The organism is Stenotrophomonas terrae (assembly GCF_001431465.1).
Lineage (GTDB): Bacteria > Pseudomonadota > Gammaproteobacteria > Xanthomonadales > Xanthomonadaceae > Stenotrophomonas > Stenotrophomonas terrae.
On sequence record NZ_LDJJ01000028.1, the window covers coordinates 18,362 to 43,459 of the forward strand.

Here is a 25,098-nt window from a genome sequence, read left to right on the forward strand (position 1 = left end):
GGCATCGTGGCCGTGGGCCCATCACACCGGTTGGCGCGATGGGCGGTGTGGCTTAGTTGATGACGGCAGCAGCGGCGTCAGCGGCGGCTTCTTCGGCAGCATCCTTGCGGTTGCTGTTGGCCGGCGCGGCGACATCGCCACCACCCAGATCGGTGGTTTCCAGCTCGAACACGCCCTGCTGGTTGCCCAGGCTGGTGACCGCAACGATGTAGCGGCCGGCGCGCAGGTCCAGGGTCAGCTGGGCATTGGTGCCGTTGCCACCATCGTCGTCCTCTTGATCAACGCCGGGGCCGGTGATCTTCAGCACCGAGTCGAAGCCGTCGGCGATGGCGTCGAACTGGATGTGCTTGGGCGCATCCAGGTTGAGCACGAAGGTGCGGCGGCCGCGCGAATCCATCATCGACTGCGCGGTCTGGCCAATGGTCAGGGCGGTGCCGTCGCGGGTGATCAGGCCGTTCTCGGTCGGGGTCAACTTGACGTTGAGCTTGAACGAGCCGGTGTTGCCGTTCACCGAGGAGGCCGCGATGGTGTACTCACCCGGCTCCAGGTAGGTGCGGATGCGGGCATTGAGGTTGCCGCCGTTGTCGTCGTCTTCCAGCTCGACATTGCGGCCGTTCAGACGCAGGTAGGCGTCGAATGCGCTGGATTCCAGGGTGATGGCGTACAGCCCAGCCTTGTCGATCTTGAGCTTGTATTCCTGCTTTTCACCCATCAGCCAGTCGGTTGCCTCGCTGTCGGCGCCCAGCGGCTTGCCGTCGTACGGCACGACCTTGGCGGCCTTGAGCTTGAACGGGCCGAAGGCGTCGGCGCTGGCGCTGTTGACCGCGACCAGGTAGTTGCCGTCCTTGGGGGCGCGGAAGGCCAGGTTCACCGAACTGCCGGTCGAATCGCCTTCACTCATTCCCGAGGAAGAGGCATTGGCAATCATGTTCTGGCCGTCGAATACCGCCAGCTGGCCGCTGAGCGAGCCGCCCAGTTCCAGCGAGACGGCTTCGCCGCTCTTCATGGTCACTTTGTAACCCTGGTGACGGCTGCCATCGTTGTAGTTCAGGGTGCTGGACGAGGTGATTTCACCGGAGACCGTTTCACCAACCGTCAGGTTCTGGGCCTTGTCGCCGCCGGAGGCCGCAATGCCCCCCAGCTTCTGGCAGGCGGTGAGTGCCAAGGTCATGGCGATCGCAGTAAACAAGCGGGCGTGGCTAGCGTTCAAGCTTAGGTCCTTCATAGTGAGAAATGTCTCCTTTTCCCGCCCTGGCGGGTCAGGGTGAGATTCTAACGTTAAGTTGTGTCTATTCAGCGAGAACAGATTCCGCCCCGGGTGGCCAATGCCGGGCCCGCCTGGATGCTAGAATTGGCGGCTTGTCTGCCTTATTAGACCGACCATGATCGAACTCAATCCCATCCGCCAGCGAATCACCGATCTGACTGATCGCGTGGTATCGCTCAGGGGGTATCTTTGACTACGACGTCAAGAAAGAACGTCTGGAAGAAGTAACCCGCGAACTCGAAAACCCGGATATCTGGAACAACCCCGAGTACGCCCAGACGCTGGGCCGTGAACGCTCGATGCTGGACAAGACCGTCACCGGCATTGCCGATGTACTGGACGGCCTGTCCGAAGCCACCGAACTGCTTGAGCTTGCCGAAAGCGAGCAGGACGAGGACACCGCGCTGGCGGTGGTGGCCGACCTGGACAAGTTCCAGTCGCACATCGAGAAGCTCGAGTTCCAGCGCATGTTCTCCGGTGAAATGGACAGCTGCAACGCCTTCGTCGACATCCAGGCCGGCGCCGGTGGTACCGAAGCCCAGGATTGGGCGGAAATGATGCTGCGCATGTACCTGCGCTGGTGTGAAGCGCGTGGCTGGAAGACCGAGCTGATGGAAGTGTCCGGCGGCGACGTTGCCGGCATCAAATCGGCCACCTTCCGTGTCGAGGGCGAGTTCGCCTATGGCTGGCTGAAGACCGAGATCGGCGTGCACCGGCTGGTGCGCAAGTCGCCGTTCGACTCGGACAACCGCCGCCACACCAGCTTCACCTCCGTGTTCGTGTCGCCGGAAGTCGACGACAACATCGAAATCGACATCAATCCAGCCGACCTGCGCACCGACGTGTACCGTTCCTCCGGTGCCGGTGGTCAGCACGTCAACAAGACCGAGTCGGCGGTGCGTATCACCCACATCCCGACCAATACCGTGGTGGCCTGCCAGATCGGCCGCAGCCAGCACCAGAACCGCGACACCGCGATGAAGATGCTGGCCGCCAAGCTCTATGAGCTGGAAGTGCAGAAGCGCAACACCGAGCGTGACGCGCTGGAAGCGACCAAGTCCGACATCGGCTGGGGCAGCCAGATCCGCAACTACGTGCTCGACCAGAGCCGTATCAAGGACCTGCGCACCGGCGTTGAACGTACCGACACGCAGAAGGTGCTGGACGGCGACCTCGACGAGTTCATCGAGGCCAGCCTCAAGTCCGGCCTGCAGGCCGGCGCCAAGCGCATCGACGCTTGATCCGGAATGGCCCTGCACGGGCCATTCCCTTGTTGTACGGTGCGGTTGCAGGCCAATGTGGCCGCACCTTGTCATCTCCCCCCAATTGAATGAAAGCCATGACCGACCAGACCCCTGAAACGCAGCAGCCCCCCGTCGACGAGAACAGCCTCATCGCCGAGCGCCGCGCGAAACTCACGGCGCTGCGCGGGCAGGGCATTGCCTACCCGAACGACTTCCGTCGCGAAGACTTCGCCGGCAAGCTGCAGGACGAATACGCCGACGCCGAGACCTGGACCAGCGAAGCGCTGGAAGCTACCGGCCGCACGGTGAAGATGGCTGGCCGGTTGATGGCCAAGCGCATCATGGGCAAGGCCAGCTTCGCCCAGATCCAGGACGAGAGCGGCCGCATCCAGCTGTTCCTGCAGGCCACCGCGCTGGGCGATATCTATGCCGCGTTCAAGGGCTGGGACGTGGGCGACATCATCGCCGTCGAAGGCGGCCTGACCCGTACCAAGACCGGCGAATTGTCGGTCAAGGCGACCAGCATCCGCCTGCTGACCAAGTCGCTTCGCCCGCTGCCGGACAAGTGGCACGGTCTGGCCGATGTGGAGCAGCGCTATCGCCAGCGCTACGTCGACCTGATCGTTACCCCGGAGTCGCGCGAGGTCTTCATCAAGCGTTCCAAGATCATCCGCGCGATGCGCGCATGGCTGGACAACCGCGACTTCCTTGAAGTCGAAACGCCGATGATGCATTACATCCCCGGCGGCGCCACGGCCAAGCCGTTCACCACCCACCACAACGCGCTGGACATGCAGCTGTACCTGCGCGTGGCACCGGAGCTTTACCTGAAGCGCTTGGTGGTTGGCGGCCTCGAGCGGGTCTACGAAATCAACCGCAACTTCCGCAACGAAGGCGTCAGCACCCGCCACAACCCGGAATTCACCATGATGGAGCTGTACGAGGCCTACGCCACGTACAACGAAGTGATGGACCTGACCGAAGGCGTGATCCGCGATGTCGCGCAGAGCGTGCTCGGCACCACCGTGGTGGAATGGGATGGCGTGCAGATTGATCTGGCCCCGGCCTTCCGCCGCTGGCGCATGGACGAAGCCGTGCGTCATCACAACCCGGAAATCACTGCCGCCGACTGCACCGATCGTGATGCGCTGCTGCGTCATTGCGAACGCCTGAAGATCCGCGTCAAGCCGAGCTACGGCTGGGGCAAGCTGCTGCTGGAAATCTTCGAGGCCACGGTCGAGCACACCTTGATCCAGCCGACCTTCATCACCGATCACCCGGTCGAGGTTTCGCCGCTGGCCCGCGCCAGCGACAACGACGCCGGTTACACCGATCGCTTCGAGTTGTTCGTCAACGGCAAGGAGCTGGCCAACGGCTTCTCCGAGTTGAACGATCCGGAAGATCAGGCCGCACGTTTCCAGGCCCAGGTGGAGGCCAAGGACGGTGGTGATGACGAAGCCATGCATTACGACGCCGACTACATCCGCGCGCTGGAATACGGCATGGCGCCGACCGGCGGCCTGGGCATCGGCATCGACCGTCTGGTAATGATGCTGACCGGCCGCGCCTCGATCCGCGACGTGTTGCTGTTCCCGTACATGCGCCCGGAAGCCTGATCCAGCACGATTGCGCTGCAGGCAGAAAGAAGGCCTTCCCCTAACCGGGAAGGCCTTTTGCTTTGCGCAATGTAGTGCCGAGCCATGCTCGGCAGGGGCTTTACCCATAAATCGCTGGCATGTAGCCGGGTAAGCAACGCGCACCCGGGGAACAAGGAGCGTTGGCACGCAGCCGCTCGCATGGACTACCCCGGGTGCGCTGCGCTTACCCGGGCTACGCCGCGGCCCTCACCCCAACCCCTCTCCCGCATGCGGGAGAGGGGCTAAAGCGTAGTGCCGAGCCATGCTCGGCAGAGGCCTTCCCGATAACGCTTCAACACAGCGCCTTTACAACACCGCCCGCACGCCCAGATTGATCAGCATGCCGCCACCCAACAGCCAGGCGAACAACAGCAGGGCCAGCAGCATCGGCTTGGCACCGGCCTGACGCAGGGCGGAAGCGTGGGTGGTCAGGCCCAGCGCCGCCATCGCCATCGCCAGCAGCACGGTATCCAGGTCCACCAGCACCTTGACCACCTCGGCCGGCAGCAGCTGCAGCGAGTTGAAGCCGACCATGGCGATGAAGCCGAAGGCAAACCAAGGAATGCTGATCTTGGCGCGTTCGCCGCCGCTGCAGCTGTCGCCGCGAGCCAGCAGCGCCGACAGGCCCACCAGGAAGGGCGCCAGCATCATCACCCGCACCATCTTGGCGATGACCGCGGCATCGGCGGCGGGCTCACTGATCGCGCGGCCGGCGGCGACCACCTGGGCGACTTCATGCACGGTGGAGCCGGTGAATACGCCGAAGGCGGTTTCATCCAGTGGCATCCAGCCGGCGGACACGCCCCACTGGTAAAGCAGCGGATACAGGAACATCGCCACGGTGCCGAATACAACCACCGTGGCCACGGCGACCGCCACCTGTTCGGCGCGGCCCTTGACCACCGGCTCGGCCGCCATCACCGCAGCGGCGCCGCAGATCGAACTGCCTGCACCGATCAACAGCGCCGAGTTGCGGTCCATGCCCAGCAGCCGGGTGCCCAACCACCAGGCCAGGGCAAACGTCGAGCACAGTACCAGCGCGTCAATCAGCACACCGGCGAGGCCAACCTGGCCGATATCCTGCAAGGTCAGGCGCAAGCCATAGAGAATGATGCCGGCACGCAGCAGCGTGGCCTTGGAGAAACCGACCCCGGCATCGGCGTGTGCCGCCATGCTGCGGTAAGCGGTATTGCCGATCACGATGCCGATGACGATGGCCAGGGTCAGTGCGCTGATGCCGTGATCCTGCATCCATGGCAGGGTGCCCAGCCAGATGGCCAGGCCAGCGATGGCGGCCGTCAGCAGCAGGCCGGGGAGGCGGGCGAGGGGCATGCGGGTCAGCCCTTGAGTCGAGGTGTTCATAACGTTGGGTTATCAGAAGATAGCCCATGCTGCACCCAAGGTTATTACCTGTAAAACGGATAATATTGGTTGATTCAACCAATTTATTGGATAGATCATGCATCTATCGCTGCGGCAACTGCAGATTTTCTCGGGGATCGCCGAGGCCGGCACGACCACGGCGGCAGGCGAGCTGCTGGGTTTGTCGCAATCGGCGGTGAGTGCGGCGCTGGGCGAGTTGGAAAGCCTGTTGGGGCTGGCGCTGTTCGACCGTATCGGTCGCCGGCTGGTACTCAACGGCCATGGCCGCGCCCTGTTGCCGCAGGCCCGTGCCCTGTTGGCGGGGGTGAATGACATCGAGCGTCGGTTCCGGGCCGACAGCCCCACCGGCGCGGCGGTGCGCTGGCAGGTGGGCGCCAGTACCACCATCGGCAATTACCTGATGCCGGCGCGGATTGCCGACCTGCAGGAGCTGAATCCGCACGCCCAGGTCGAACTGGTGATCGGCAATACCCGCGAGGTCACCACTGCGGTGCAACGACTGGAAGTGGATGTGGGGCTGATCGAAGGGCCCAGCCATGAGCCGGGGCTGGAGGTCGCGCGGTGGCGGCAGGATGAACTGGTGATCGTATTTGGCGAGCGCCACCCGCTGGCATCACGGTTCAGCGATGGGGCGGACCTGGCGATGCTGCGGCAGGCCCGCTGGCTGTTGCGCGAACCGGGCTCGGGCACCCGCGAAGCCGCCGAGCAGGCCTTGCTGCCGCATCTGCATGGTTTTGCCGAGGTGCTGCAGCTGGGCGGCACCGAGGCGATCAAGCAGGGCGCGGTGGCGGGACTGGGCCTGGCCTGCCTGTCCCGACACGCGGTGGCCGATCTGGTAACCCTGGGCAAGCTGCGCGTACTGGCAACGCCACTGCCGCCGCTGCAGCGTCAGCTGTGGGTGGTGCGCCACCCGGGCAAGCGGATTCCGGCCAGTCTGCGGCAGTTGCTGGGGCTGCCGGCGGATGTGTTTAGCGACGATTGAGCGCGGCTGCTGCCATAGCCCGTACAATACGCCCATGCCTTTGATTACCTTGCAGAACGTCGACTACAGCGTCGGCGGCCCGTTGTTGCTGGAAAAAGCCGAACTGTCGATCGAGACTGGCGAGCGTATCGCCCTGATCGGCCGCAACGGCGCCGGCAAATCCACTCTCATGAAGCTGATGGCTGGCGAGCTCAAGCCCGATGACGGCGAGGTGCGCGTGCAGCAGGGCGTGCGCGTCACCAGGCTTGAGCAGGAAGTGCCGCATGGCGCTGCCGGCAGCGTGTTCGACGTGGTCGCCGATGGCCTGGGCGAACTCGGCCACTGGCTGGCCGAATTCCATCGCCTGAGCCACGCCGAGGTATTCGACGGCGAGGCCATGGGCAATGTGCAGGCCAAGATCGATGCCGCCGATGGCTGGGGTCTGGACCAGCGCGTCGAGGAAACCCTGACCAAGCTGGATCTGGATGGAGATGCCGAGTTCGGCCGCCTGTCCGGCGGCATGAAGCGCCGGGTGCTGCTGGCGCGTGCGCTGGTCGCCGGCCCGGACGTGCTGCTGCTCGACGAACCGACCAACCATCTGGATATCGAAGCCATCGATTGGCTGGAAACCTTCCTCAAGGGCTGGAACGGCTGCGTGGTGTTCGTCACCCATGACCGTCGCTTCCTGCGTGCGCTGGCTACCCGCATCGTTGAAATCGATCGCGGCCAGGTCACCAGCTGGCCGGGCGATTGGGAAAACTACGAGCGTCGCCGCGAAGAGCGCCTCAACGCGCAGGCGCAGGAGAACGCCCGCTTCGACAAGCTGCTGGCACAGGAAGAAGTGTGGATCCGGCAGGGCATCAAGGCCCGTCGTACCCGTGACGAAGGCCGCGTGCGCCGGCTCAAGGCCATGCGCAACGAGCGCGTGCAGCGCCGCGAGCTCAGTGGCAACGTCAAGCTGGAAGCCTCCGGTGCGGAGAACTCCGGCAAGAAGGTCATCGACATCAAGAACATCAACTTCGCCTTTGGCGAGCGGGTGATGATCAAGGATTTCGAGACCGTCATCCTGCGCGGTGACCGCATTGGCCTGATCGGCCCCAACGGCAGCGGCAAGACCACCTTGCTGAAGCTGCTGCTGGGCGAACTGCAGCCGGACAGCGGCGAAGTGCGCCAGGGCACCAACCTGCAGATCGCCTATTTCGACCAGTACCGCGCCACCCTGCGCGAGGATTGGAGCGCGATCGAGAACGTGGCCGAAGGCGCGGACTTCATCGACATCAATGGCAAGCGCAAGCATGTGCATGCCTACCTGCAGGACTTCCTGTTCACCCCGGAACGCGCGCGCGCGCCGATCACCCGCCTGTCTGGTGGTGAGCGCAATCGCCTGCTGCTGGCCAAGCTGTTCGCGCAGCCGTCCAACCTGCTGGTGATGGATGAACCGACCAACGATCTGGACGTGGAAACCCTGGAGCTGCTGGAAGAGCTGTTGGGCGACTACACCGGTACCTTGTTGTTGGTCAGCCATGACCGTGACTTCCTCGACAACGTGGTGACCTCCACGCTGGTGCTGGAAGGCGAGGGCAAGGTGGGCGATTACATTGGTGGCTACAGCGACTCGCTGCGCCAACGCCCGGCCCCGACCCAGACCGCAATGGCGGTGGCCAAGGCCTCGGCGACGGCGACGGCAGCGCCTGCAGCTCCGGTTGCTGATGCTGCACCCAAGCGCAAGCTGAGCTTCAAGGATGCGCGTGAGCTGGAGCAACTGCCGGCCAAGATCGAAAAGCTGGAGCTGGATGTGGAAGGCCTGACTTCGGCGATGAACGATCCCTCGTTCTATACCCGCTCCAGCGCCGAGGTCACCGCCCATACCCAGCAGCTGACCAAGGTGCAGGCCGAGCTGGATGCCGCCTACGCACGCTGGCAGGAACTGGACGCCTGAGCCTTTCGTAAGAGTCAGCGCGTTGCTTCACCTGCCGTCCTCACTCGGGACGGCAGGATGGTGTCCATGGATGCTGTGAGGCGATGATGAAAAGACCGTTTGAGGTTGAGCGTATCGATCATGTGGTGTTCCGGGTTCGCGACCTGGAGCGCAGCATTGCGCTTTATTCCAGCGTGCTGGGCTGCGAGGTGGTGCGCCGTCGCGAGCACCTGGGCTTGGTGCACCTGCGCGCTGGCACATCGATGATCGACCTGATCAGCCTTGATGGCAGCTTGGGCGCACGCGGTGGTGCAGGGCCTGGGCCGGAGGCGCGCAACCTGGATCATCTATGCCTGCGCATCGAGCCCTTCGATGAAGCGGCCTTGCTTGCCTATCTGTCCGCGCATGGCGCAACGCCGTTGGCTGCGGCGGAGGTCAACTTCGGCGCCGAGGGAGATGGGCTATCGCTGTATTTCCGCGACCCCGATGGAAACACCATTGAATTGAAGGGTCCGGCGTCGGTCGCAGGCTGAAGCACGGCTTTGCCCCCTCCCTTGCACCGCAGGTGCAGGGGAGGGCTGGGGAGGGGTGCTTTTCGCTGTAGATCTGCCGCTACGCAGGTAGCGAATCCATCGCGAAGATCAACAGCACCCCTCCCAAACCCTCCCCTTGGCGTTGCCAAAGGGAGGGCTCAGTACGTCGCCAAAGGCCAAAGGGAAGAGTGAGCGCTAACCCTTATTCTTCCTCGTCGTCGCCCGCGGCTTCCTCGCCACCACCGGGCAGTTCGAGGAAGGCCCAGAACGCGACGTTGTCTTCGGCCCAGCGCGCCGATGCTTCGGAAAGCACATCCAGCAAGGTATCGAAATCCGCCGAACTGCCCTGGCGCAGGTCATTGGCATCGCTGAAAAGCAGCGCATAGCCGTTGGCCGGCAGCCATGACAGGTCACGCAGGCCGTCGGACAGGGCATCCCAGTTGCGACTCCAGCCAGCGGGGAAATCCAGTTGCGTACCAATCCGCATCAGCAAGGTGCGCTTGTCGGCACAACCTTCCAGATCGATGCGGCAGACGCGCAGGCCGGCATCACGCGCCACCGCTGCCAGTCCACCCAGGTCGCCATCACCCACGCCGTAGACACCGGCCTGGCTGACGTCTTCCAGTCCCATGTCGAAACCGCTGTAACTCATGGCGTACTCCTGGAGGGGACTTCAAAGCTGCGGAAACTCTCGTAATGGTCATCGGTGTAATACCAGGCATCCGGCGGATCACCGCCGGTCACGATGCGCTTGGCGCCACGATGGTCCAGCCCGGGTGTATCCACCGTGTATTCGCGGTAATAACCGCGTGGCCGTTGCGGCAGCTGGCGCTCGCGGTTGCCGAAGGTGCTGCCGTCCTGGCGGTGCGGGTACGGACCACCACGCTGGATCAGGGCGATGGTCGCGCGTGCTTCGGCAGGCAGGAACCCCGGTAATGGATCGGCCTGGGTTGCCGGGCTGGACTGTGCCTTGCCTTCTGCCTGCGCATGGGTGTCTGCTGGGCTGCCAACGCCCAGCGATGGCGCGAACTGTGGCGGCGGTGGCTGCTGCGCCACGCGCATGCCCCACAGGCCGGCAACAAGCAGGACGATGGCGATAACCAGAAGAGAGGGCTTGCGCATCAGCAAAGGCGGTCAGTCAAGGAAAGGAGAATGATTATCACGCTGCGCGCTGGTTTTTGTTGAACGATCGGTTCATGCGCTGTTTCTGTCGTGCTGGTTCACGGGCCGATAACAATGCCTGCGAAAAGTGCCCGAAAAACGATGATCCCGATGACGGGACAAAGTTTCCTTTACATCGGCCTTGGTAAGTTGAGCGTTCCTGCCTACCATTCACCTCTGCATCTGTATCGCCCGGGCTTTCCGGGCACAGACCCCCAGGCATATACCCAAGGAGATCCGTGATGGCCTATACCCTGCCCAAGCTGCCTTACGCTTACGACGCGCTGGAACCGTACATGGATGCGGCCACGGTCGAGATCCATTACTCCAAGCACCACCAGACCTACGTCAACAACCTCAACGCGCTGGTCGAAGGCACCGAATACGCCGACCTGCCGATCGATGAGCTGCTGCGCAAGGTCAAGACCCTGCCGGAAAACCTGCAGCAGGGCGTGCGCAACCAAGGTGGCGGCCACGGCAACCATTCGCTGTTCTGGGACGTGATCGGCCCGAACGCCGGTGGCACCCCGAGCGGCGCGCTGGCCAAGGCCATCGACGAGCAGCTTGGCGGTTTCGACAAGTTCAAGGAAGCCTTCACCAAGGCTGCGCTGACCCAGTTCGGCTCTGGCTGGGCGTGGCTGAGCGTCGGCGCCGACAAGAAGCTGCTGGTGGAAAAGAGCTCCAACCAGGAAAGCCCGCTGATGGAAGGCCGCACCCCGGTGCTGACCATTGACGTGTGGGAGCACGCCTACTACCTGAAGTTCCAGAACCGCCGCGCCGAGTTCATCGAAACCTTCTACAGCCTGATCAACTGGAAGGAAGTGGAGCGTCGTTACCAGGAAGCAATCGCCTGATTGCGGTGACCTGAAGTGGTGGCGGATGTAGTCGCTACCGCAACAAAGGCCGGGCATCGCCCGGCCTTTGTTGTTTCAGGAACACCTGGTTGTGGGCCAGCCCGGTTTGTGGGAGCGGCGTAAGCCGCGAAGCAGACACATCATCAGATGGCACAGGTGCCAAGGGTTTGTGCAACGCCAGTTTCGCGGCTTACGCCGCTCCTACAGCCAGAGCACAACAAAGGCCGGGCATCGCCCGGCCTTTGTTGTTTCAGGAACACTTGCTTGTGGGGCAGCCCATTTGTGGGAGCGGCGTAAGCCGCGAAGCAGACACATCATCAGATGGCGCAGATGCCAGGGGTTTCTGCAGCGCCAGCTTCGCGGCTTACGCCGCTCCCACAGCCAGCTGCCGGCCCGTTGCCGCTTCAGGGCTGCTCAGCGTCAACGCTGGCCGGAATCCGGGTGATACGCAGCGTCGCCATCATGCCCAGCGGCTCGGGCGCGGTCTGCGCATCGCTGGCGGGTAGTTGAATTGGCTGTTGGGTGATATCGGCAAAACTGCGGACCTGGTACAGCACGTCCAGGCCGTGGCGGGCACCGGCTGCTGGATCGGCATCGCTACGCTGGTTGGATGGATTCCTGCGCGCCGGCTGGTAGCCCGGCAGCTGTCGCACCAGCTCCTCGGTGGGGGCGGCGAAGTCGCCGATGATCAGCGAGGGCAGTCCCTCGGCGGTGGCATCCATCCATGAGCGCAGGTCGGCCGCCTGATGGCCGCGCGACACCGCGGTGTTGTCGGTGGGGCACATGCTGGCCGCGTAGATGTTCAGCAGCGCCTGCTGCAGTTGCAGGCGTTGCATGCCGGCGGCGGCGGGGGCTTCATCGCCGTGCAGCAGGGTGATGCCGTCCTGCTGTGCGGTCAGCCGGGTCAGCACGGCGTTGCCGCGGCGTTCGGACTGGCTGGGGCGGTCGGCGCTGATGAAATCGCAGCTGTACTTGAGCCGGGTGCCCAGCCAACAGGCCGGGTTGCTGGCGGTCCCGCGTTGGCGGACATCCTGCACGATGATCACGTCCGGACGCAGTGACTCCATCAACTGGGCGATACGGTCGCGTTGGCCAACCCAGCTTTCGCCGCTGTCCGGGAGGCGCAGATTGGCGATTTTTATGACCGGCAGTACCGGCTCGGCCAGTACGCCAAATGACAGGACAAGCAGTCCAAAACAGCCCCAGCGCAGCATTGCAAGGCCTCGTGGTGAGGGACTGTCATGCTAGTACTTTCCGCGTAGAGGGCTTGTGCATGGTTTTGTACTAAGGTTTTACCTCTACAGGCGGTAGGCGTTTTACTGATCGGGGGCTGCTCTGGTTCCTGGCGTGATGCGTTACGCTTGCAACCTTTGTATTCACGGATCGCCCTCAGATGACGACCAATCACGTGGCAGCAGCCCCGGACCCCAAGGCAAAGATGCCGCGCCAGATCGGCTACATCATCGGCAACGAAGCCTGCGAGCGCTTCAGCTTCTACGGGATGCGCAACATCCTGGTGCAGTTCCTGATCACCTCGCTGCTGTTGCAGGAGATCACCTCCGAAGGCCGTGCGGGTGAGGCCAAGGACATCATGCACAGCTTCATGATCGGCGTGTATTTCTTCCCGCTGCTCGGTGGCTGGCTGGCCGACCGCTTCTTCGGCAAATACCACACCATTCTCTGGTTCAGCCTGATCTACTGCGCCGGCCACCTCTGCCTGGCCTTGTTCGAGGGCAGCCGGCAGGGCTTCTTCCTTGGCCTGGGGCTGATCGCGCTGGGTGCCGGCGGCATCAAGCCGCTGGTGGCCTCGTTCATGGGCGACCAGTTCGACCAGGGCAACAAGCACCTGGCCAAGCTGGTGTTCGACGCCTTCTATTGGATCATCAACTTCGGCTCGCTGTTTGCCTCGCTGCTGATCCCGCTGGCGCTGAAGAACCTTGGCCCGCAATGGGCGTTCGGCATCCCCGGTATCCTGATGTTCGTGGCCACCTTCGTGTTCTGGCTGGGCCGCAAGCGCTATGTGCTGGTGCCGCTGCCGCCCAAGGATCCGCATTCCTTCGCCAACGTGGTGCGTACCGCGTTGCTGGCGCAGGCGCCGGGCCAGGGTCGCATGGGCCTGGTGGTAGCCGTGCTGGGCGTGGTGCTGGCGCTGGCCTCGTTCGCGCTGGTGCCCAGCCTGGGCATCGTGATCTGCCTGTGTCTGGCGCTGGTGGCGGTGCTGGCCGGCATCGGCGGCGGCACCATGCTGCAGCTGGACCGCGCCCGTATCGTGCACCCGGAGGCCGCTGTCGAAGGCGTGCGCTCGGTGCTCAAGGTGCTGGTGATCTTCGCCCTGACCACGCCGTTCTTCTCCTTGTTCGACCAGAAGGCCTCGACCTGGGTGTTGCAGGGCCAGCAGATGAGCATGCCGAGCTGGTTCACCGCCTCGCAGATGCAGGCGCTCAATCCGCTGCTGGTGATGATCCTTATCCCGTTCAACAACCTGGTGCTTTACCCGGCACTGCGCCGCTTCGGTTTCGAGCCGACCGCGCTGCGGCGGATGACCGCGGGTATCGCCTTCAGTGGCCTGGCCTGGATCGTGGTTGGCTGCATCCAGATGGTGATGGACGGTGGCGACGCCATGTCGATCTTCTGGCAGATCCTGCCGTATGCACTGCTCACCTTCGGTGAGGTGCTGGTCTCGGCCACTGGCCTGGAGTTTGCCTACAGCCAGGCGCCGCCCTCGATGAAGGGCGTGGTGATGAGCTTCTGGAACCTGACCACCACCATCGGTAACCTGTGGGTGCTGCTGTCCAACGCAGCGGTGCGCAACCATGCGGTGACCGACCGCATCGCCAGCACCGGCTTGAGCGAGACGGCCTTCCTGATGTTCTTCTTTGCCGGCTTTGCGTTCATCGCGGCGTTGGCATTTGGCATCTATGCGCGCCGTTACAAGATGGTCGACAACTACCGGGCTGTTTGAACATGCAAGGAATCATCACCCTGATCCTGATCGCCATCACTGCGTTGGTGTCGTGGATGGCGTTCAACAACCGCAAGCTGGCGGATCGGCTGATCCTGTGGCCGCCAGCCATCGACAAGCACAAGCAGTACGACCGGTTGGTGACCTACGGGTTCATCCACGCCGACTTCGGGCACCTGTTGTTCAACATGGTCACCCTGTACTTCTTCGGCCGTTCGATCGAGGTCATCATGCTCGGCATCACCGGGCAGTGGTGGGTGTATCCGCTGTTCTACCTGGCGGCGTTGGTGGTATCGATCCTGCCGACCTACCTGAAGAACCAGAAGAACCCCAACTACCTGAGCCTTGGCGCGTCGGGTGCAGTCTCGGCGGTGTTGTTCGCCTACATCCTGATCGCACCGTGGAAGCTGATCCTGGTGATGTTCATCCCGGTCCCGGCCATCGTCTATGCTGCGTTCTACGTGGGCTACAGCATCTGGATGGACAAGAAGGGCGGTGACAACGTCAACCACAGCGCGCACCTGTCAGGCGCCGCTTTCGGCGTGATGTTCATGCTGATCATGGAGCCGGAGCTGCTGCAGCATTTCCTGCAGAGCCTGATGAATCCCACTTTCCGCTTCTGATCGGGGCCAAGGACGGGGCCGGCAGTGGCCCGGATGCAACAGCGCCGGCTTACTCCGCCGGCGCTGCATCGCCCACCGCGCTGGCGCGGTGGGTAAGCGGCTGAGTCTGGCTCAGGCCGCGTAGCTGTCGAGCAGGCGCGAGTAGACCTCGCTGTCGATCTTCTTGAATTCCCAGCTACGGGTGTCACCGGCGACGGTCAGTTGGAACAGGCCCTCGAGCAGGGTGGCATCATGGTCGTTGGACGGAATCTGCATCGTGCTGTCATTGTCGAACATGGGGCACCTGGCCTGCTGTCTGTTGTTTGTGGATATACACAGCAAAAGCCGTGCCAGCTTTTGAGACACAGATCAGGGTTTGATTGCGCTGGCGCAGTCGGAGACGATGTCGGAAAGTGACGCACAGCGGCGTTCCTGTCTGATCAGGCGTCATCACGTCGCCTTCACCGATCCCTTCGTGTCCCGCAGGAGCAGCCATGACCTCAAACAATCCATCGCCAGCAAGCATCGAGCACGACGCCGGCGCGCACCGGTTCCAGACCACCGTCGATGGCGCGCTTGCGGTACTGGACTACGGGTTGCGGGACGGGGTGATGGTCATTACCCACACCGTGGTGCCCGAGGCGATTGGCGGCCGCGGTATCGCCGCGCAGTTGACCCGGTTTGCGCTGGATCATGCCCGCGCTGCCGGCTGGAAGGTGGTGCCGGCCTGCAGCTATGCGGCGGCCTTCCTGCAACGCCATGGCGAATACGCGGACCTGCTGGGATAATTGCAGGGGCATGGCCAAGCCCGACCGGGCGGCCGCACAAACTTCTAAGGATTGAAAGGGCATGAACAGGTTGGTACGGGGATCGTCTGCCGCAGCGGTATTGCTGCTGGCATTGGCTGGTTGCAAGCAGGAGGAACAGGGTGCGCCGGTCGCCCCGGCCGCGGAACCGGTGCAGGCACCGGTTGTGGCTGCGCCTGCGGCAGCTGATCTGCACGATGTGATCGAGAACACCCCCAGCTATGTGATTGGTATCAGCTACCCGCCGGCAGCGTCCAAGTATCCGGGTCTGGCCAATGCATTGAGCGACTATGCCGGCCATGCCAAGGCCGACCTGTTGAAGTCGGTGGCCGAGCTGGGCAACGACAAGCCCACCGCGCCCTACGAACTGTCACTTGCCTTCGACATGCTGGTGGAAACGCCGGCCGTGGTGGCGGTGTCTGCCGACGGCAGCAGCTATACCGGCGGCGCCCACGGCCAGCCGCTGGTCGCCCGTTTTGTATGGTTGCCCGAGCAGCAGCAGTTGCTGAAGGCTGACGACCTTATTGCCGACGCCAAGGGCTGGCAGGCGATCAGCGATTTCACCGAGGACAAACTGCTGGAGCAGGCCACGGTGCGCGCGCAGGGCGAAGACATGTCGCCGGAGGAGCAGCAGGCCCAGGTCCGCAATCTGTCCAAGATGATCGATGAAGGCACTGCGGCCGACGCCACCAACTTCGGCCAGTTCCAGCCGGTGATGGATGCCACGGGCAAGATCGCCGCATTGCGTTTCGTGTTCCCGCCGTACCAGGTGGGGCCGTATTCGGATGGCACGCAGACCGTGGATGTCCCGGCTGCGGTGTTGTTGCCGCATGTGGCGGCGGATTACCGGGGGCTGTTCGCGCACCCCTGAAGCACACAGGAGGTCAGTGATGGATGCGGGGCTGCAACGACGTGTGGAAGCACTGCTGCAGGAGGCCGACATCACCCCCGGGGGTGATAGGCCGCAGGACCTGGATATCCTCGACCCGCGCTTCTATGCGCGGGTGCTGGCCGACGGCTCGCTGGGGTTGGGCGAGAGTTACATGGAAGGTTGGTGGCAGGCCCATTCGCTCGATGGCCTGCTCACCCACCTGCTGGATGCCCGCCTGGACGAGCGCGTGCATGGCGGTGGCGAGGTCTGGGACGCGCTCAAGGCCAAGCTGTTCAACCTGCAGAGCGGGCAGGGCAGCTACGAGGTTGGCAAGCGCCACTACGATCTCGGCAACGATCTCTACCAGGCGATGCTGGGCAAGCGGCTGGTCTATAGCTGCGGATACTGGCGCGATGCCAGCAATCTGGATCAGGCGCAGGAAGCCAAACTGGAGTTGATCTGCCGCAAGCTTGGCCTGCGGCCAGGCATGCGTGTACTGGATATCGGCTGCGGTTGGGGCGAAGCCCTCAAATATGCGGCCGAACGCCATGGCGTAGAGGGCGTGGGCGTGACCATTTCACAGGAACAGGCCGGATTCGCCCGCCAGCTGTGCGCTGGCTTGCCGGTGGAGATACGCCTGCAGGATTACCGGGAGCTGGATGAGCCGTTCGATGCCATCCTGTCGGTGGGCATGTTCGAGCATGTCGGGGTCAAGAATTACCGTCGTTACTTTGAGGTCGCGCGGCGCTGCCTGGGCGATGAGGGCCTGTTCCTGCTGCACAGCATCGGCACCAACATCAGCCGCGACCGCACCGATCCCTGGATCGCCAAGTACATCTTCCCCAACTCGATGCTGCCCTCGGCGGCGCAGATCACCCATGCGATGGAGGGCCTGTTCGTATTGGAGGACTGGCACAACTTCGGCACCGACTATGACCGCACCCTGCAGGCCTGGCGCGACAATATCGAAGCTGCCTGGGAGCAGCTGGATGCCCGCTACGACGAGCACTTCCGGCGCATGTGGCGCTTCTACCTGGCCGCGTCCATGGCAACCTTCCGCACCCGCCACTCACAGCTGTGGCAGCTGGTGTTGTCACCGCGTGGGGTTCGCGGCGGCTATCTGTCACCGCGCTGAATGCAGAACACTGTAACTGCAAAACTGTTTTAGAAGTTTATATTTCAGTTGTGTATTATCCGCCTCATCCTTGGATGAGCTGGATGAGCCATGAGCAGTTTCGACGCGACCGAAGTACGGATCGACGCCACCTGTGCGCGTTGGCCAGGGTTCCCGCGTGAGCCAGCGGTACTGGTGCGGCTGGTCAAGGGCGTCTACAAGGCAGTGCATGACCGCGCCAACAGTGTGCTGCGTGAGTTCGAGCTCAGCCACGCCGAGTACAACATCCTGATGATGCTGTACGGCACGCCGACTCGTCCGTTGACGCCATCGGAACTGGCCGAGGCCGCCACCGAGAAGTCGGCCAACATCACCCGGCTCACCGATCAGCTGTGCAACAAGGGCCTGCTGGAACGCATTCCGGACAGCAGCGACAGGCGCAAGCTGGGCCTGCACCTGACCGCTGATGGCGTGGCCTGCGTACAGAGGCTGCTGCCGAAGATGGCCGAGCTGCTGGTCATGCAGACGCAGGGCCTGGACGAGGGCGAGCAGCACCAGCTTGAGGGCCTGCTGAAAAAGATGCTGACCGGCATCGAGGCCAATTGAGCACGCCATGTCTGCTACTTCAACATCGGTAAACGCACCCGCCACGGCAGCGCCCTGGCATGCGGGCATGGGCGCGTTCCTCAAAGGCGAGGGTGATACCTGGCTGTTCGTGCTGCGCACCACCGTGGCCTTCTTCCTGACCGGTTGGTTGGCAATGCGTTTCCAGCTGCCACAGCCTGGCACGGCGATGATGACCACGGTCATCGTGATGCACCGGCAGAGCGGCATGGTGCTGGCCAAGGCGTTCTACCGGGTGCTGGGCACCCTGGTCGGGGCGGCGGCTGCGTTGCTGATCGTGGGCCTGTTCCCGCAGCAGCGTGAGCCCTTCCTGGTGTTGATGGCGTTGTGGATTGCCGGCTGTACCGCCGGTGCCACCTTGCACCGCAACTTCAAGTCCTATGCCTTCGTGCTGGCTGGTTATACCGCTGCGATCATCGCCTTGCCGGTCATCTCCACCCATCCGGGGCAGATCTTCGATTCGGCGGTGGCGCGTATCAGCGAGGTGTTGCTCGGCCTGCTGGTGACCGCGGTGATCAGCGACACGATATTTCCGGTGCGCCTGCGCGACACCCTGCGTGCAGCGGTCAGCAGCCAGTACGAAAATTTCCTTGCTTTCATGCGCGGCGCATTGCTGGGCGAGGTCGCGCGCGAGCGCATGGAGCAGGCCCATCTGCGCGTGGTGCGCGATGCGGTCGCGCTGGAAGACCTGCGTAGTTCGGTGATTTTCGAAGACCCCGAGGCACGCGCGCGCAGCGCTCATCTGCAACGTTTCAACCAGCGCTTCATGGCCGCGTCCACCACCTTTCAGTCATTGCACCATCTGATCAACCGCCTGCTGCGGCAGCCGGATCCGGCGGCGGGGCGGGCCTTGCAGGCGCTGTACCAGCCCTTGGGCTTGGCCTTGCAGGCCAGCGAGCAGCAGCCCGGGCAGCTGGCCGGACAGGTCCACGAAGTGCGCGCAGGCCTGCGCGCACGTGCGGCGCAGCTGCGGCAGGAACTGGTAGACGAGGCGCAGGCCGAGGACTTTGCTGTCGGCGTCGAGTTGTTGCGGCGGTTCGTCAAGGAGCTCGAGCAGTATGTGTATGCGCGCGGGCAGCTGACCCTGCAGGTCGCGCCAACCCAGGACGACGCACGTGCGCATTTCATCCGGGGCAATGACTATGCCGGTGCGGCGGTGGCCTTCACCCGCACAGCCATCACGATGTTGCTGCTGGGCGCGTTCTGGGCGGCCAGTGGTTGGGCGATGGCGGTCAACGTGATGCTGCTGGCGACCATTTTTTCCGGCCTGTTCGCCACCGTTCCCAATGCGGCGCGGATGACCGGCAAGGTCGCCTGGGGCTATCTGCTGGGCGTGTTGGCGGCCTACGTCTGCGATTACACGGTATTGACCCGGATGGAGGGTTACACCTTGTTTGCTGCCGGGTTGTTGCCTTTCTTCCTGGTCGGGCCCTATATGGTCAGCCGGCCCAAGCTGTCGGTATTCGGCCTGGGTTACACCATGGGCCTGGTCAATATCCTGGCCATCAGCAGCCTGCACGCATTTGATCCGCTGCGATTTTTCAATGAAGGCACCTCGCATATGTTCGCGATGGGCGCGGCGGTGTTGAGCTTTGCGCTGATGCCGCCGCTGGTAGGCACGGCATGGCTGCGGCGGCGACAGATGGCTGGCCTGCGTGCGCAGGTACGCCTGGCCGCGCAGGCGCCCTTGCCAGGCCTGCAGCATCGTTTTGAAAGCAGCAACAGCGACCTGCTGCACCAGATCGTCGCGCACACCGCGCCGGGCAGCGCCGAATCCAGCGAGCAACTGGCCTGGGCGCTGGCGGTCAATGAAACCGGTCGTGCACTGATCCATCTTCGTCACGACGTGGCGCATGAGCCGCCGTCGACGCAGTTGCATCAACACGTGGATGCGGTGGTGCTGGCCTTGTCCGACTTCTTCGCGCTACCCAGTGCATTGGGATGGCAGCGTGCGGACCGTGCGCTGGAGGCGGCGGTGGTGCTGGCCCGGGCGCAGGCCGAGGGGCGCGGAGTAGCGGCACGCGTGCTGTTGCATCTGCGGCTGGTGCGTCTGGCGATGGTGGACGACCACTCGGTGATGGCGGCCTACATCACCTCGTCCGAACCGACCAAGGAGCGCCCTGTCCATGCCCATTGAAATCGCATTTGCAGGAACCCTGTTTCCTGGCCTGTTGCTGTTGTTTTTGCTTGTCTGCGTCCTGGTGTGGGCACTGGACACGCTGGCCGGGCGTCGCGGCTGGTACCGCAATGTCTGGCACCCGGCCTTGTTCCGTACCGCGATCTTCATCTGTCTGTTTGGTGGCTTCGGCCTGCTGCTGTTCTGAGAACTCCCCATGTCCCCCAAAGTCCAATCCATTCTTCGTTTCTCCATCACCGCCGTGGTGGTGGTGATTGCCGCCTTGATCGCGATGGCGATGTGGCGCCACTACATGTATTCGCCGTGGACCCGCGAAGGCCGCCTGCGGGCGGAAGTAGTGCGGGTGGCGCCGGATGTGTCCGGCCCGGTGAGCGCGGTTGCGGTGCGCGACAATCAATTGGTCAAGCGTGGCGACGTGCTCTACCAGATTGATCCGGCGCGCTATCAGAACGCCTTGAACCAGGCACGCGGCAATCTGGCCGCGGCACAGGCGTCGGCGCGTGCGGCCGGTGCCAGCATCCAGGTCGCGGCTGCCGGCGCAGCGCAGCAGAGCGCGAATGCCAGCCGTTACGAGCAGCAGTACGAACGCCGCCAACGCATCACCGGCAGCTTGATCTCCGAGGAATCGCGCACCGATGCGCTCAGCGCGGCGCAGGCAGCGCGGGCCGGTGTGGCGCAGGCGCAGGCCAGCCGGCAACAGGCCAGTGCCTCGCAGCAGCAGGCACTGGCGGCGGTGGAGCAGGCGCAGGCGGCACTGGATACGGCGGAGTTGAACCTGGAGCGCACCCAGGTGCGTGCGCCGGTGGACGGCTACGTCACCAATCTGGAGGTTCGTCAGGGTGATTACGCCACAGCAGGTGCGGCCAAGCTGGCGGTGATTGATACCGATTCGTTCTGGGTCTATGGCTATTTCGAAGAGACCAAGCTGGCGCGGCTGCATGTGGGCGATGGCACCCGCGTGCAGCTGATGAGCGGGCAGGAGCTGCATGGCCATATCGAAAGCATTTCGCACGGCATCACCGATGCGGACAGCCCGACCGGCAGTGACCTGCTGGCCAATGTGAATCCGACCTACAACTGGGTGCGCTTGGCGCAGCGTATTCCGGTACGGATCAAGCTGGACGCCGGTTCGATTGCGAAAGGTGTTGTGCTGGCCAATGGCATGACTGCGACGGTGATTGTGGAGGCCGGGCGGTAGGGGTTGGTTGGACTTGGTATTGCGCGTTGGGTTGTTGAGCGGCCAAGGCGTAAAGCCAATGCGTAAAGCCCCCCTCATCCGCCCTTCGGGCACCTTCTCCCGCAGGCGGGAGAAGGGAATGCTGGCTTTCCTTGCGCTGTTGGTTTGCTGCGGAATGCGCGAGCGCTAGCAATGCTTCAGCCCCCCGCAATGCCGAACACCTTCCTTCTCCCGCGTGCGGGAGAAGGTGCCCGAAGGGCGGATGAGGGGAAGCTTTTGACTCAGCCCCACCCAGCAATGAAAACGCCCGGCAAAGCCGGGCGTTTTCATTCCATCAAAACCAGTAGCAACTTACTTGGCAGCAGCACCGGTGGTCAGGCCGCGCTTCTCCAGCAACGGCTCGATCTGCGGCTCATGGCCGGCGAAGTTGCGGAACAGCTCCATCGCATCGACGCTGCCACCCTTGGACAGCAGGGTCTTGCGGAAATGGTCGCCATTGGCGCGCGACAGGCCGCCATTCTCGCGGAACCACTTCTGGGTGTTGGCGTCCAGCACTTCCGACCAGATGTAGGCGTAGTAGCCAGCCGAATAGCCGCCCATGATGTGGCTGAAGTACGGGGTCTTGTAGCGCGGCGGGACCGGCGCGTAGTAGATGCCGTCCTTGACCAGTGCTTCGTGCTCGAACTTCATCACGTCCTTCGGTGCCGGGATCTGGCCAACACCGATCTGGTGCCAGTTCTGGTCCAGCATCGCCGCGCCCAGGTATTCGGTGGTGGCGAAGCCCTGGTTGAACTTGGAGGCGGCAATCACCTTGTCCAGCAGTGCCTGCGGCATCGCCGAGCCGTTCTGGTAGTGCTTGGCGTAGTTGGCCAGGATGGTCGGCTCGTCGGACCACATCTCGTTCACCTGCGAGGGGAACTCGACGAAGTCACGCGGCACGGCGGTGCCGGCGAAGTAGGGGTACTTCACGTCCGAGAACATGCCGTGCAGCGCATGGCCGAATTCGTGGAATGTGGTGGTCACTTCGTCCCAGGTCAGCAGGGTCGGCTTGCCGGCCGGCGGCTTGGGGATATTGAGGTGGTTGGCCACCACCGGCTTGTCACCGGTCAGGCCCGACTGCGAGACATAGGCGTTCATCCACGCACCGCCACGCTTGGACTCGCGGGCGTACGGATCGAAGATGAAGATCGCCAGCTGGCTGCCGTCGGCGTCGAACACGTCATAGACGGTGACGTCGTCGTGGTAGACCGGCAGGTCGGTGCGCTGCTTGAAGCTCAGGCCAAACTCCTTGCCGGCGGCGAAGAACACGCCGTTCTCCAGCACGTTCTTCAGCTCGAAGTAGGGCTTGAGCTGCGATTCGTCGAAGTTGTACTTGGCCTGGCGCACCTTCTCGCTGTAGAAGGCCCAGTCCCACGGCTGCAGCTCGAAGCTCGGCTTGCCGGCGGCCTTCTGCTCGCTGTCGATCATCGCCTGCAGGTCGGCGGCTTCGCGCTTGGCATTGGTCACCGCGGCCGGGGCCAGCTGGCCCAGCATCGCGTTGACTGCTTCCGGGGTCTTGGCGGTCTGGTTGCCCAGCGAATAGCTGGCGAAGTTCGGGAAGCCCATCAGCGCGGCCTTCTCGGCGCGCAGGGTCATGATGCGCGAGACCAGGGCGGTGTTGTCGTACTCGCCACCCTTGCTGCCACGCGAGATGGAGGCTTCGTAGATCTTCTGGCGCAGTTCGCGGTTGGCCAGGTTGGTCAGCGGCGGCTGGCCGGTGGTGTTGAGCAGGGCGATGACGTACTTGCCGTCCAGCTTGCGGGCCTTGGCGGCCTCGGCAGCGGCAGCGATCTGCTCGGCCGACAGGCCGTCCAGCTGCTTGACGTCGTCAACCACGATGAAGGAGGCGTTGACCTCGGCCAGCACGTTCTGGCTGAACTTGGTGCCCAGGTTGGCCAGCTCGGCGTTCATCGCCTTGAGCTTGGCCTTGTCGGCGTCGCCCAGCTTGGCGCCGGCGCGGACGAAGTTGTCGTAGTACTTTTCAACCAGGCGCAGGCTCTCGGCATCCAGGCCCAGCTTGGCGCGGTTGTTGTAGAGGGTTTCGATGCGTGCGAACAGCTTGCCATTGAGGTTGATGGCGTCGCTGTGTGCGGCGAACTTGGCCGAGTAGTCACCCTGCAGCTTCTTGCGCGCGTCGTTGGTGTCGGCGCCGATCAGCGAGAAGAACACGGTGGTGGCGCGGTCGAGCACGGCGCCGCTGTTTTCCAGCGCGATCAAGGTGTTTTCAAAGGTGGGCGCGGCCGGGTTGTTGGCGATCGCCTCCACTTCCTGCAGCTGCTGCGCCATGCCGGCGTCGAAGGCCGGCGCGAAATCGGCGTCCTTGATCTTGTCGAACTGCGGGTAGTGCAGCGGCAGCGGGCTTTCAGCGAAGAACGGGTTGGCCTGCTGTGCCGACTGGGTGGTCGCCGCGTTCGCGGTCAGGCTGTAGGCCGGCAGGGCAAGGCCCAGGGTCGCGGCAAGGGCAAGGGCAAGACGGGTGTTCAAGGCGGCAACTCCGGTAAAAATTCTGATCATTCAGGGTACCTGCAGGCGCGCCCGCAGGGGTGTGTCGAATGGCATGGTTGCGTTGAAAGGCCACATCTTGCATGCCGTTGGCGCCGTGATGGCGTACGCTGGCTGTCTTGACTGGAGCTGCGCAATGCCCAATGCATTTGATTTCGAGCTGACGGCGCTGGACGGCCAGCCGCTGCCGCTGGCAGCGTTTGACGGCAAGGTGCTGCTGATCGTCAACACGGCCTCCAAATGCGGCTTTACCCCGCAGTACCAGGGCCTGGAGCAGCTGTGGCAAAGCCTGGGCCCACAGGGCCTGGTAGTGCTGGGCTGCCCCTGCGACCAGTTCGGCCATCAGGAGCCGGGTGATGCCGAGGACATCCAGGCCTTCTGCAGCCTCAATTACGGGGTCAGCTTCCCGATGTCGGCCAAGCTCAAGGTCAACGGCGCCGACGCCGATCCGCTATGGCAGTGGCTGCAGCGGCAGAAGCGCGGCGCCTTGGGCATCGCCGCGATCAAATGGAACTTCAGCAAGTTCCTGATTGGCCGCAACGGCCAGGTGATCGCGCGCTATGCACCCACCGCGCGGCCGGAGGCACTGGAAGCAGATATCCGGGCGGCGTTGGGCTGAGCGGGCGTTGCGTCGTCAAGCCGCAGCTAGCTGCAGGCGGCCTACAGTCTTCAGATCGACGTGCTGACGGGCGACCCAGAGATCATGTGCGTCCTGCATCGCCAGCCAGCTTTCGGGGCTGCGCCCCAGGGCGACTGAAAGGCGCAGCGCCATTTCAGGGCTGACCCGGCTGCTGCCGTTCAACACCCGGCTCAAGGTCGATGCGGAAACGCCAAGTGCTTGGGCCAGCTCGCGACCGCTGACATTGTTCGGTTCCAGATAGATGCCTGAAATGAACGTGCCGGGATGCGGCGGATTATGCATGCTCATCAGTGATAGTCCTCGTAGTCGATTACATGGCAGTTGCCATCCTTGAATTCAAAGGTGACGCGCCAGTTGCCGTTTACTGCAATTGACCAGCGCCCCTTCATTTCACCTTTCAGCGGGTGCAGGCGAAACCCGGGGATGTCCATGTCCTCGATTGTCTGGGCGGTATCAAGTGCGGCCAGCTGCAGGCGCAGGCGATTTCCATGACTGGCCTGTATGCCTGCCGTGCTTCCGGTTTCATAGAGCTTGCGCAGCCCTTTGTGACGGAATGGCCTGATCATGCTTGACTGTAGCATGTTGCGCATCGCGCAACATGGTGCCGGGCCGAAGGCGATGGCTGACTCAGTCCCGACGTGCAGCAACGCCCGGCGCTGGAGTGCG

At 63.5% G+C, this 25,098-nt stretch carries 25 protein-coding genes; 16 read left to right on the forward strand and 9 right to left on the reverse strand.

Going from position 1 to position 25,098, the window contains the following annotated elements:
• Positions 1-52: 52 nt before the first annotated feature.
• The gene (locus tag ABB27_RS08630) at positions 53-1,210 is read right to left on the reverse strand and encodes a pre-peptidase C-terminal domain-containing protein (protein WP_161809631.1); all 1,158 of its coding nucleotides are present in this window, start codon (positions 1,208-1,210) and stop codon (positions 53-55) included.
• Positions 1,211-1,382: 172 nt separating this feature from the next.
• On the opposite strand from ABB27_RS08630, the gene prfB reads away from it, so the two are divergent.
• Positions 1,383-2,508, forward strand: a protein-coding gene (prfB, locus tag ABB27_RS08635; protein WP_152984501.1) for a peptide chain release factor 2 whose coding sequence is annotated in 2 segments (ribosomal slippage) — positions 1,383-1,457 and positions 1,459-2,508 — 1,125 coding nt in all. Because the reading frame shifts where the segments join, the coding sequence is not laid out codon by codon here.
• A gap of 98 nt (positions 2,509-2,606) precedes the next feature.
• Positions 2,607-4,127, forward strand: coding sequence for a lysine--tRNA ligase (gene lysS / locus ABB27_RS08640; RefSeq protein WP_057628299.1), 1,521 nt, complete (start codon positions 2,607-2,609; stop codon positions 4,125-4,127).
• A gap of 327 nt (positions 4,128-4,454) precedes the next feature.
• On the opposite strand, the gene ABB27_RS08645 is transcribed toward lysS, so the two are convergent.
• Entirely contained in the window at positions 4,455-5,480 is a 1,026-nt protein-coding gene (locus ABB27_RS08645) for a YeiH family protein (RefSeq protein WP_244479186.1), read from the reverse strand.
• A 127-nt stretch (positions 5,481-5,607) separates the two neighbouring features.
• Between ABB27_RS08645 and ABB27_RS08650 the strand changes: the two genes are divergently transcribed.
• The 3 genes from ABB27_RS08650 (at position 5,608) to ABB27_RS08660 (ending at position 8,943) form a co-directional block, all read left to right on the forward strand.
• Positions 5,608-6,513, forward strand: a complete 906-nt coding sequence (locus ABB27_RS08650) for a LysR family transcriptional regulator (protein ID WP_057628301.1) — start codon at positions 5,608-5,610, stop codon at positions 6,511-6,513.
• Positions 6,514-6,547: 34 nt separating this feature from the next.
• The gene (locus ABB27_RS08655; RefSeq protein WP_057628302.1) at positions 6,548-8,431 is read left to right on the forward strand and encodes an ATP-binding cassette domain-containing protein; all 1,884 of its coding nucleotides are present in this window, start codon (positions 6,548-6,550) and stop codon (positions 8,429-8,431) included.
• Positions 8,432-8,517: 86 nt separating this feature from the next.
• On the forward strand, positions 8,518-8,943 hold the full coding sequence (locus tag ABB27_RS08660) for a VOC family protein (protein WP_338061719.1): 426 nt from the start codon (positions 8,518-8,520) through the stop codon (positions 8,941-8,943).
• 202 nt (positions 8,944-9,145) lie between these two features.
• Here ABB27_RS08660 and ABB27_RS08665 read toward each other — a convergent pair whose 3' ends face one another.
• Positions 9,146-9,595 carry a barstar family protein gene (locus ABB27_RS08665; protein ID WP_057628304.1) on the reverse strand — a complete coding sequence of 150 codons (450 nt, stop codon included), beginning with the start codon at positions 9,593-9,595 and terminating at the stop codon, positions 9,146-9,148.
• A complete protein-coding gene (locus tag ABB27_RS08670; RefSeq protein ID WP_057628404.1) occupies positions 9,592-10,065 on the reverse strand; it encodes a guanyl-specific ribonuclease in 474 nt (157 codons plus the stop codon). Before ABB27_RS08670 ends, ABB27_RS08665 begins: the two co-directional genes overlap by 4 nt.
• 281 nt (positions 10,066-10,346) lie before the next feature.
• Here ABB27_RS08670 and ABB27_RS08675 point away from each other — a divergent pair, with 281 nt between their 5' ends.
• Positions 10,347-10,958: a superoxide dismutase gene (locus ABB27_RS08675; protein WP_057628305.1), complete on the forward strand. Its 612-nt coding sequence runs from the start codon at positions 10,347-10,349 to the stop codon at positions 10,956-10,958.
• Between the two features lie 404 nt (positions 10,959-11,362).
• Here the strand turns inward: ABB27_RS08675 and ABB27_RS08680 are convergent, their stop codons facing one another.
• Positions 11,363-12,172 carry an endonuclease/exonuclease/phosphatase family protein gene (locus ABB27_RS08680; protein WP_057628306.1) on the reverse strand — a complete coding sequence of 270 codons (810 nt, stop codon included), beginning with the start codon at positions 12,170-12,172 and terminating at the stop codon, positions 11,363-11,365.
• A 179-nt stretch (positions 12,173-12,351) separates the two neighbouring features.
• Between ABB27_RS08680 and ABB27_RS08685 the strand changes: the two genes are divergently transcribed.
• The gene (locus ABB27_RS08685; protein ID WP_057628307.1) at positions 12,352-13,920 is read left to right on the forward strand and encodes a POT-type proton-dependent oligopeptide transporter; all 1,569 of its coding nucleotides are present in this window, start codon (positions 12,352-12,354) and stop codon (positions 13,918-13,920) included.
• An 11-nt stretch (positions 13,921-13,931) separates the two neighbouring features.
• Positions 13,932-14,543, forward strand: a complete 612-nt coding sequence (locus tag ABB27_RS08690) for a rhomboid family intramembrane serine protease (RefSeq protein ID WP_152984510.1) — start codon at positions 13,932-13,934, stop codon at positions 14,541-14,543.
• A 111-nt stretch (positions 14,544-14,654) separates the two neighbouring features.
• On the opposite strand, the gene ABB27_RS20105 is transcribed toward ABB27_RS08690, so the two are convergent.
• A complete protein-coding gene (locus ABB27_RS20105) occupies positions 14,655-14,819 on the reverse strand; it encodes a hypothetical protein (protein ID WP_170183051.1) in 165 nt (54 codons plus the stop codon).
• A 197-nt stretch (positions 14,820-15,016) separates the two neighbouring features.
• Between ABB27_RS20105 and ABB27_RS08695 the strand changes: the two genes are divergently transcribed.
• The 7 genes from ABB27_RS08695 to ABB27_RS08725 all read left to right on the forward strand — a co-directional run bounded on the left by ABB27_RS08695 (position 15,017) and on the right by ABB27_RS08725 (position 21,272).
• Entirely contained in the window at positions 15,017-15,310 is a 294-nt protein-coding gene (locus tag ABB27_RS08695) for a GNAT family N-acetyltransferase (RefSeq protein ID WP_057628309.1), read from the forward strand.
• Positions 15,311-15,371: 61 nt separating this feature from the next.
• Positions 15,372-16,199 (forward strand): DUF3298 and DUF4163 domain-containing protein, encoded by an 828-nt coding sequence (locus ABB27_RS08700; protein ID WP_057628310.1) that lies wholly within the window; start codon positions 15,372-15,374, stop codon positions 16,197-16,199.
• The gene (gene cfa, locus ABB27_RS08705) at positions 16,159-17,334 is read left to right on the forward strand and encodes a cyclopropane fatty acyl phospholipid synthase (protein WP_275452863.1); all 1,176 of its coding nucleotides are present in this window, start codon (positions 16,159-16,161) and stop codon (positions 17,332-17,334) included. Before ABB27_RS08700 ends, cfa begins: the two co-directional genes overlap by 41 nt.
• Before the next feature lie 90 nt (positions 17,335-17,424).
• Positions 17,425-17,919, forward strand: a complete 495-nt coding sequence (locus tag ABB27_RS08710; RefSeq protein WP_057628312.1) for a MarR family winged helix-turn-helix transcriptional regulator — start codon at positions 17,425-17,427, stop codon at positions 17,917-17,919.
• Between the two features lie 7 nt (positions 17,920-17,926).
• Entirely contained in the window at positions 17,927-20,074 is a 2,148-nt protein-coding gene (locus ABB27_RS08715) for an FUSC family protein (protein WP_083491215.1), read from the forward strand.
• Complete coding sequence (locus tag ABB27_RS08720) at positions 20,064-20,261, forward strand: DUF1656 domain-containing protein (RefSeq protein ID WP_057628314.1); 198 nt, start codon at positions 20,064-20,066, stop codon at positions 20,259-20,261. The genes ABB27_RS08715 and ABB27_RS08720 overlap by 11 nt, the downstream gene beginning before the upstream one ends.
• Before the next feature lie 9 nt (positions 20,262-20,270).
• Entirely contained in the window at positions 20,271-21,272 is a 1,002-nt protein-coding gene (locus ABB27_RS08725; protein WP_057628315.1) for an HlyD family secretion protein, read from the forward strand.
• A gap of 330 nt (positions 21,273-21,602) precedes the next feature.
• Here the strand turns inward: ABB27_RS08725 and ABB27_RS08730 are convergent, their stop codons facing one another.
• Positions 21,603-23,774 (reverse strand): M3 family metallopeptidase, encoded by a 2,172-nt coding sequence (locus ABB27_RS08730; RefSeq protein ID WP_057628316.1) that lies wholly within the window; start codon positions 23,772-23,774, stop codon positions 21,603-21,605.
• Positions 23,775-23,928: 154 nt separating this feature from the next.
• On the opposite strand from ABB27_RS08730, the gene ABB27_RS08735 reads away from it, so the two are divergent.
• The gene (locus ABB27_RS08735) at positions 23,929-24,411 is read left to right on the forward strand and encodes a glutathione peroxidase (RefSeq protein ID WP_057628405.1); all 483 of its coding nucleotides are present in this window, start codon (positions 23,929-23,931) and stop codon (positions 24,409-24,411) included.
• 15 nt (positions 24,412-24,426) lie between these two features.
• Here ABB27_RS08735 and ABB27_RS08740 read toward each other — a convergent pair whose 3' ends face one another.
• Together ABB27_RS08740 and ABB27_RS08745 are read right to left on the reverse strand one after the other, a co-directional pair.
• A complete protein-coding gene (locus tag ABB27_RS08740) occupies positions 24,427-24,720 on the reverse strand; it encodes a HigA family addiction module antitoxin (RefSeq protein ID WP_057628317.1) in 294 nt (97 codons plus the stop codon).
• Entirely contained in the window at positions 24,720-24,998 is a 279-nt protein-coding gene (locus tag ABB27_RS08745) for a type II toxin-antitoxin system RelE/ParE family toxin (RefSeq protein WP_057628406.1), read from the reverse strand. The genes ABB27_RS08740 and ABB27_RS08745 overlap by 1 nt, the downstream gene beginning before the upstream one ends.
• Positions 24,999-25,098: the final 100 nt, after the last annotated feature.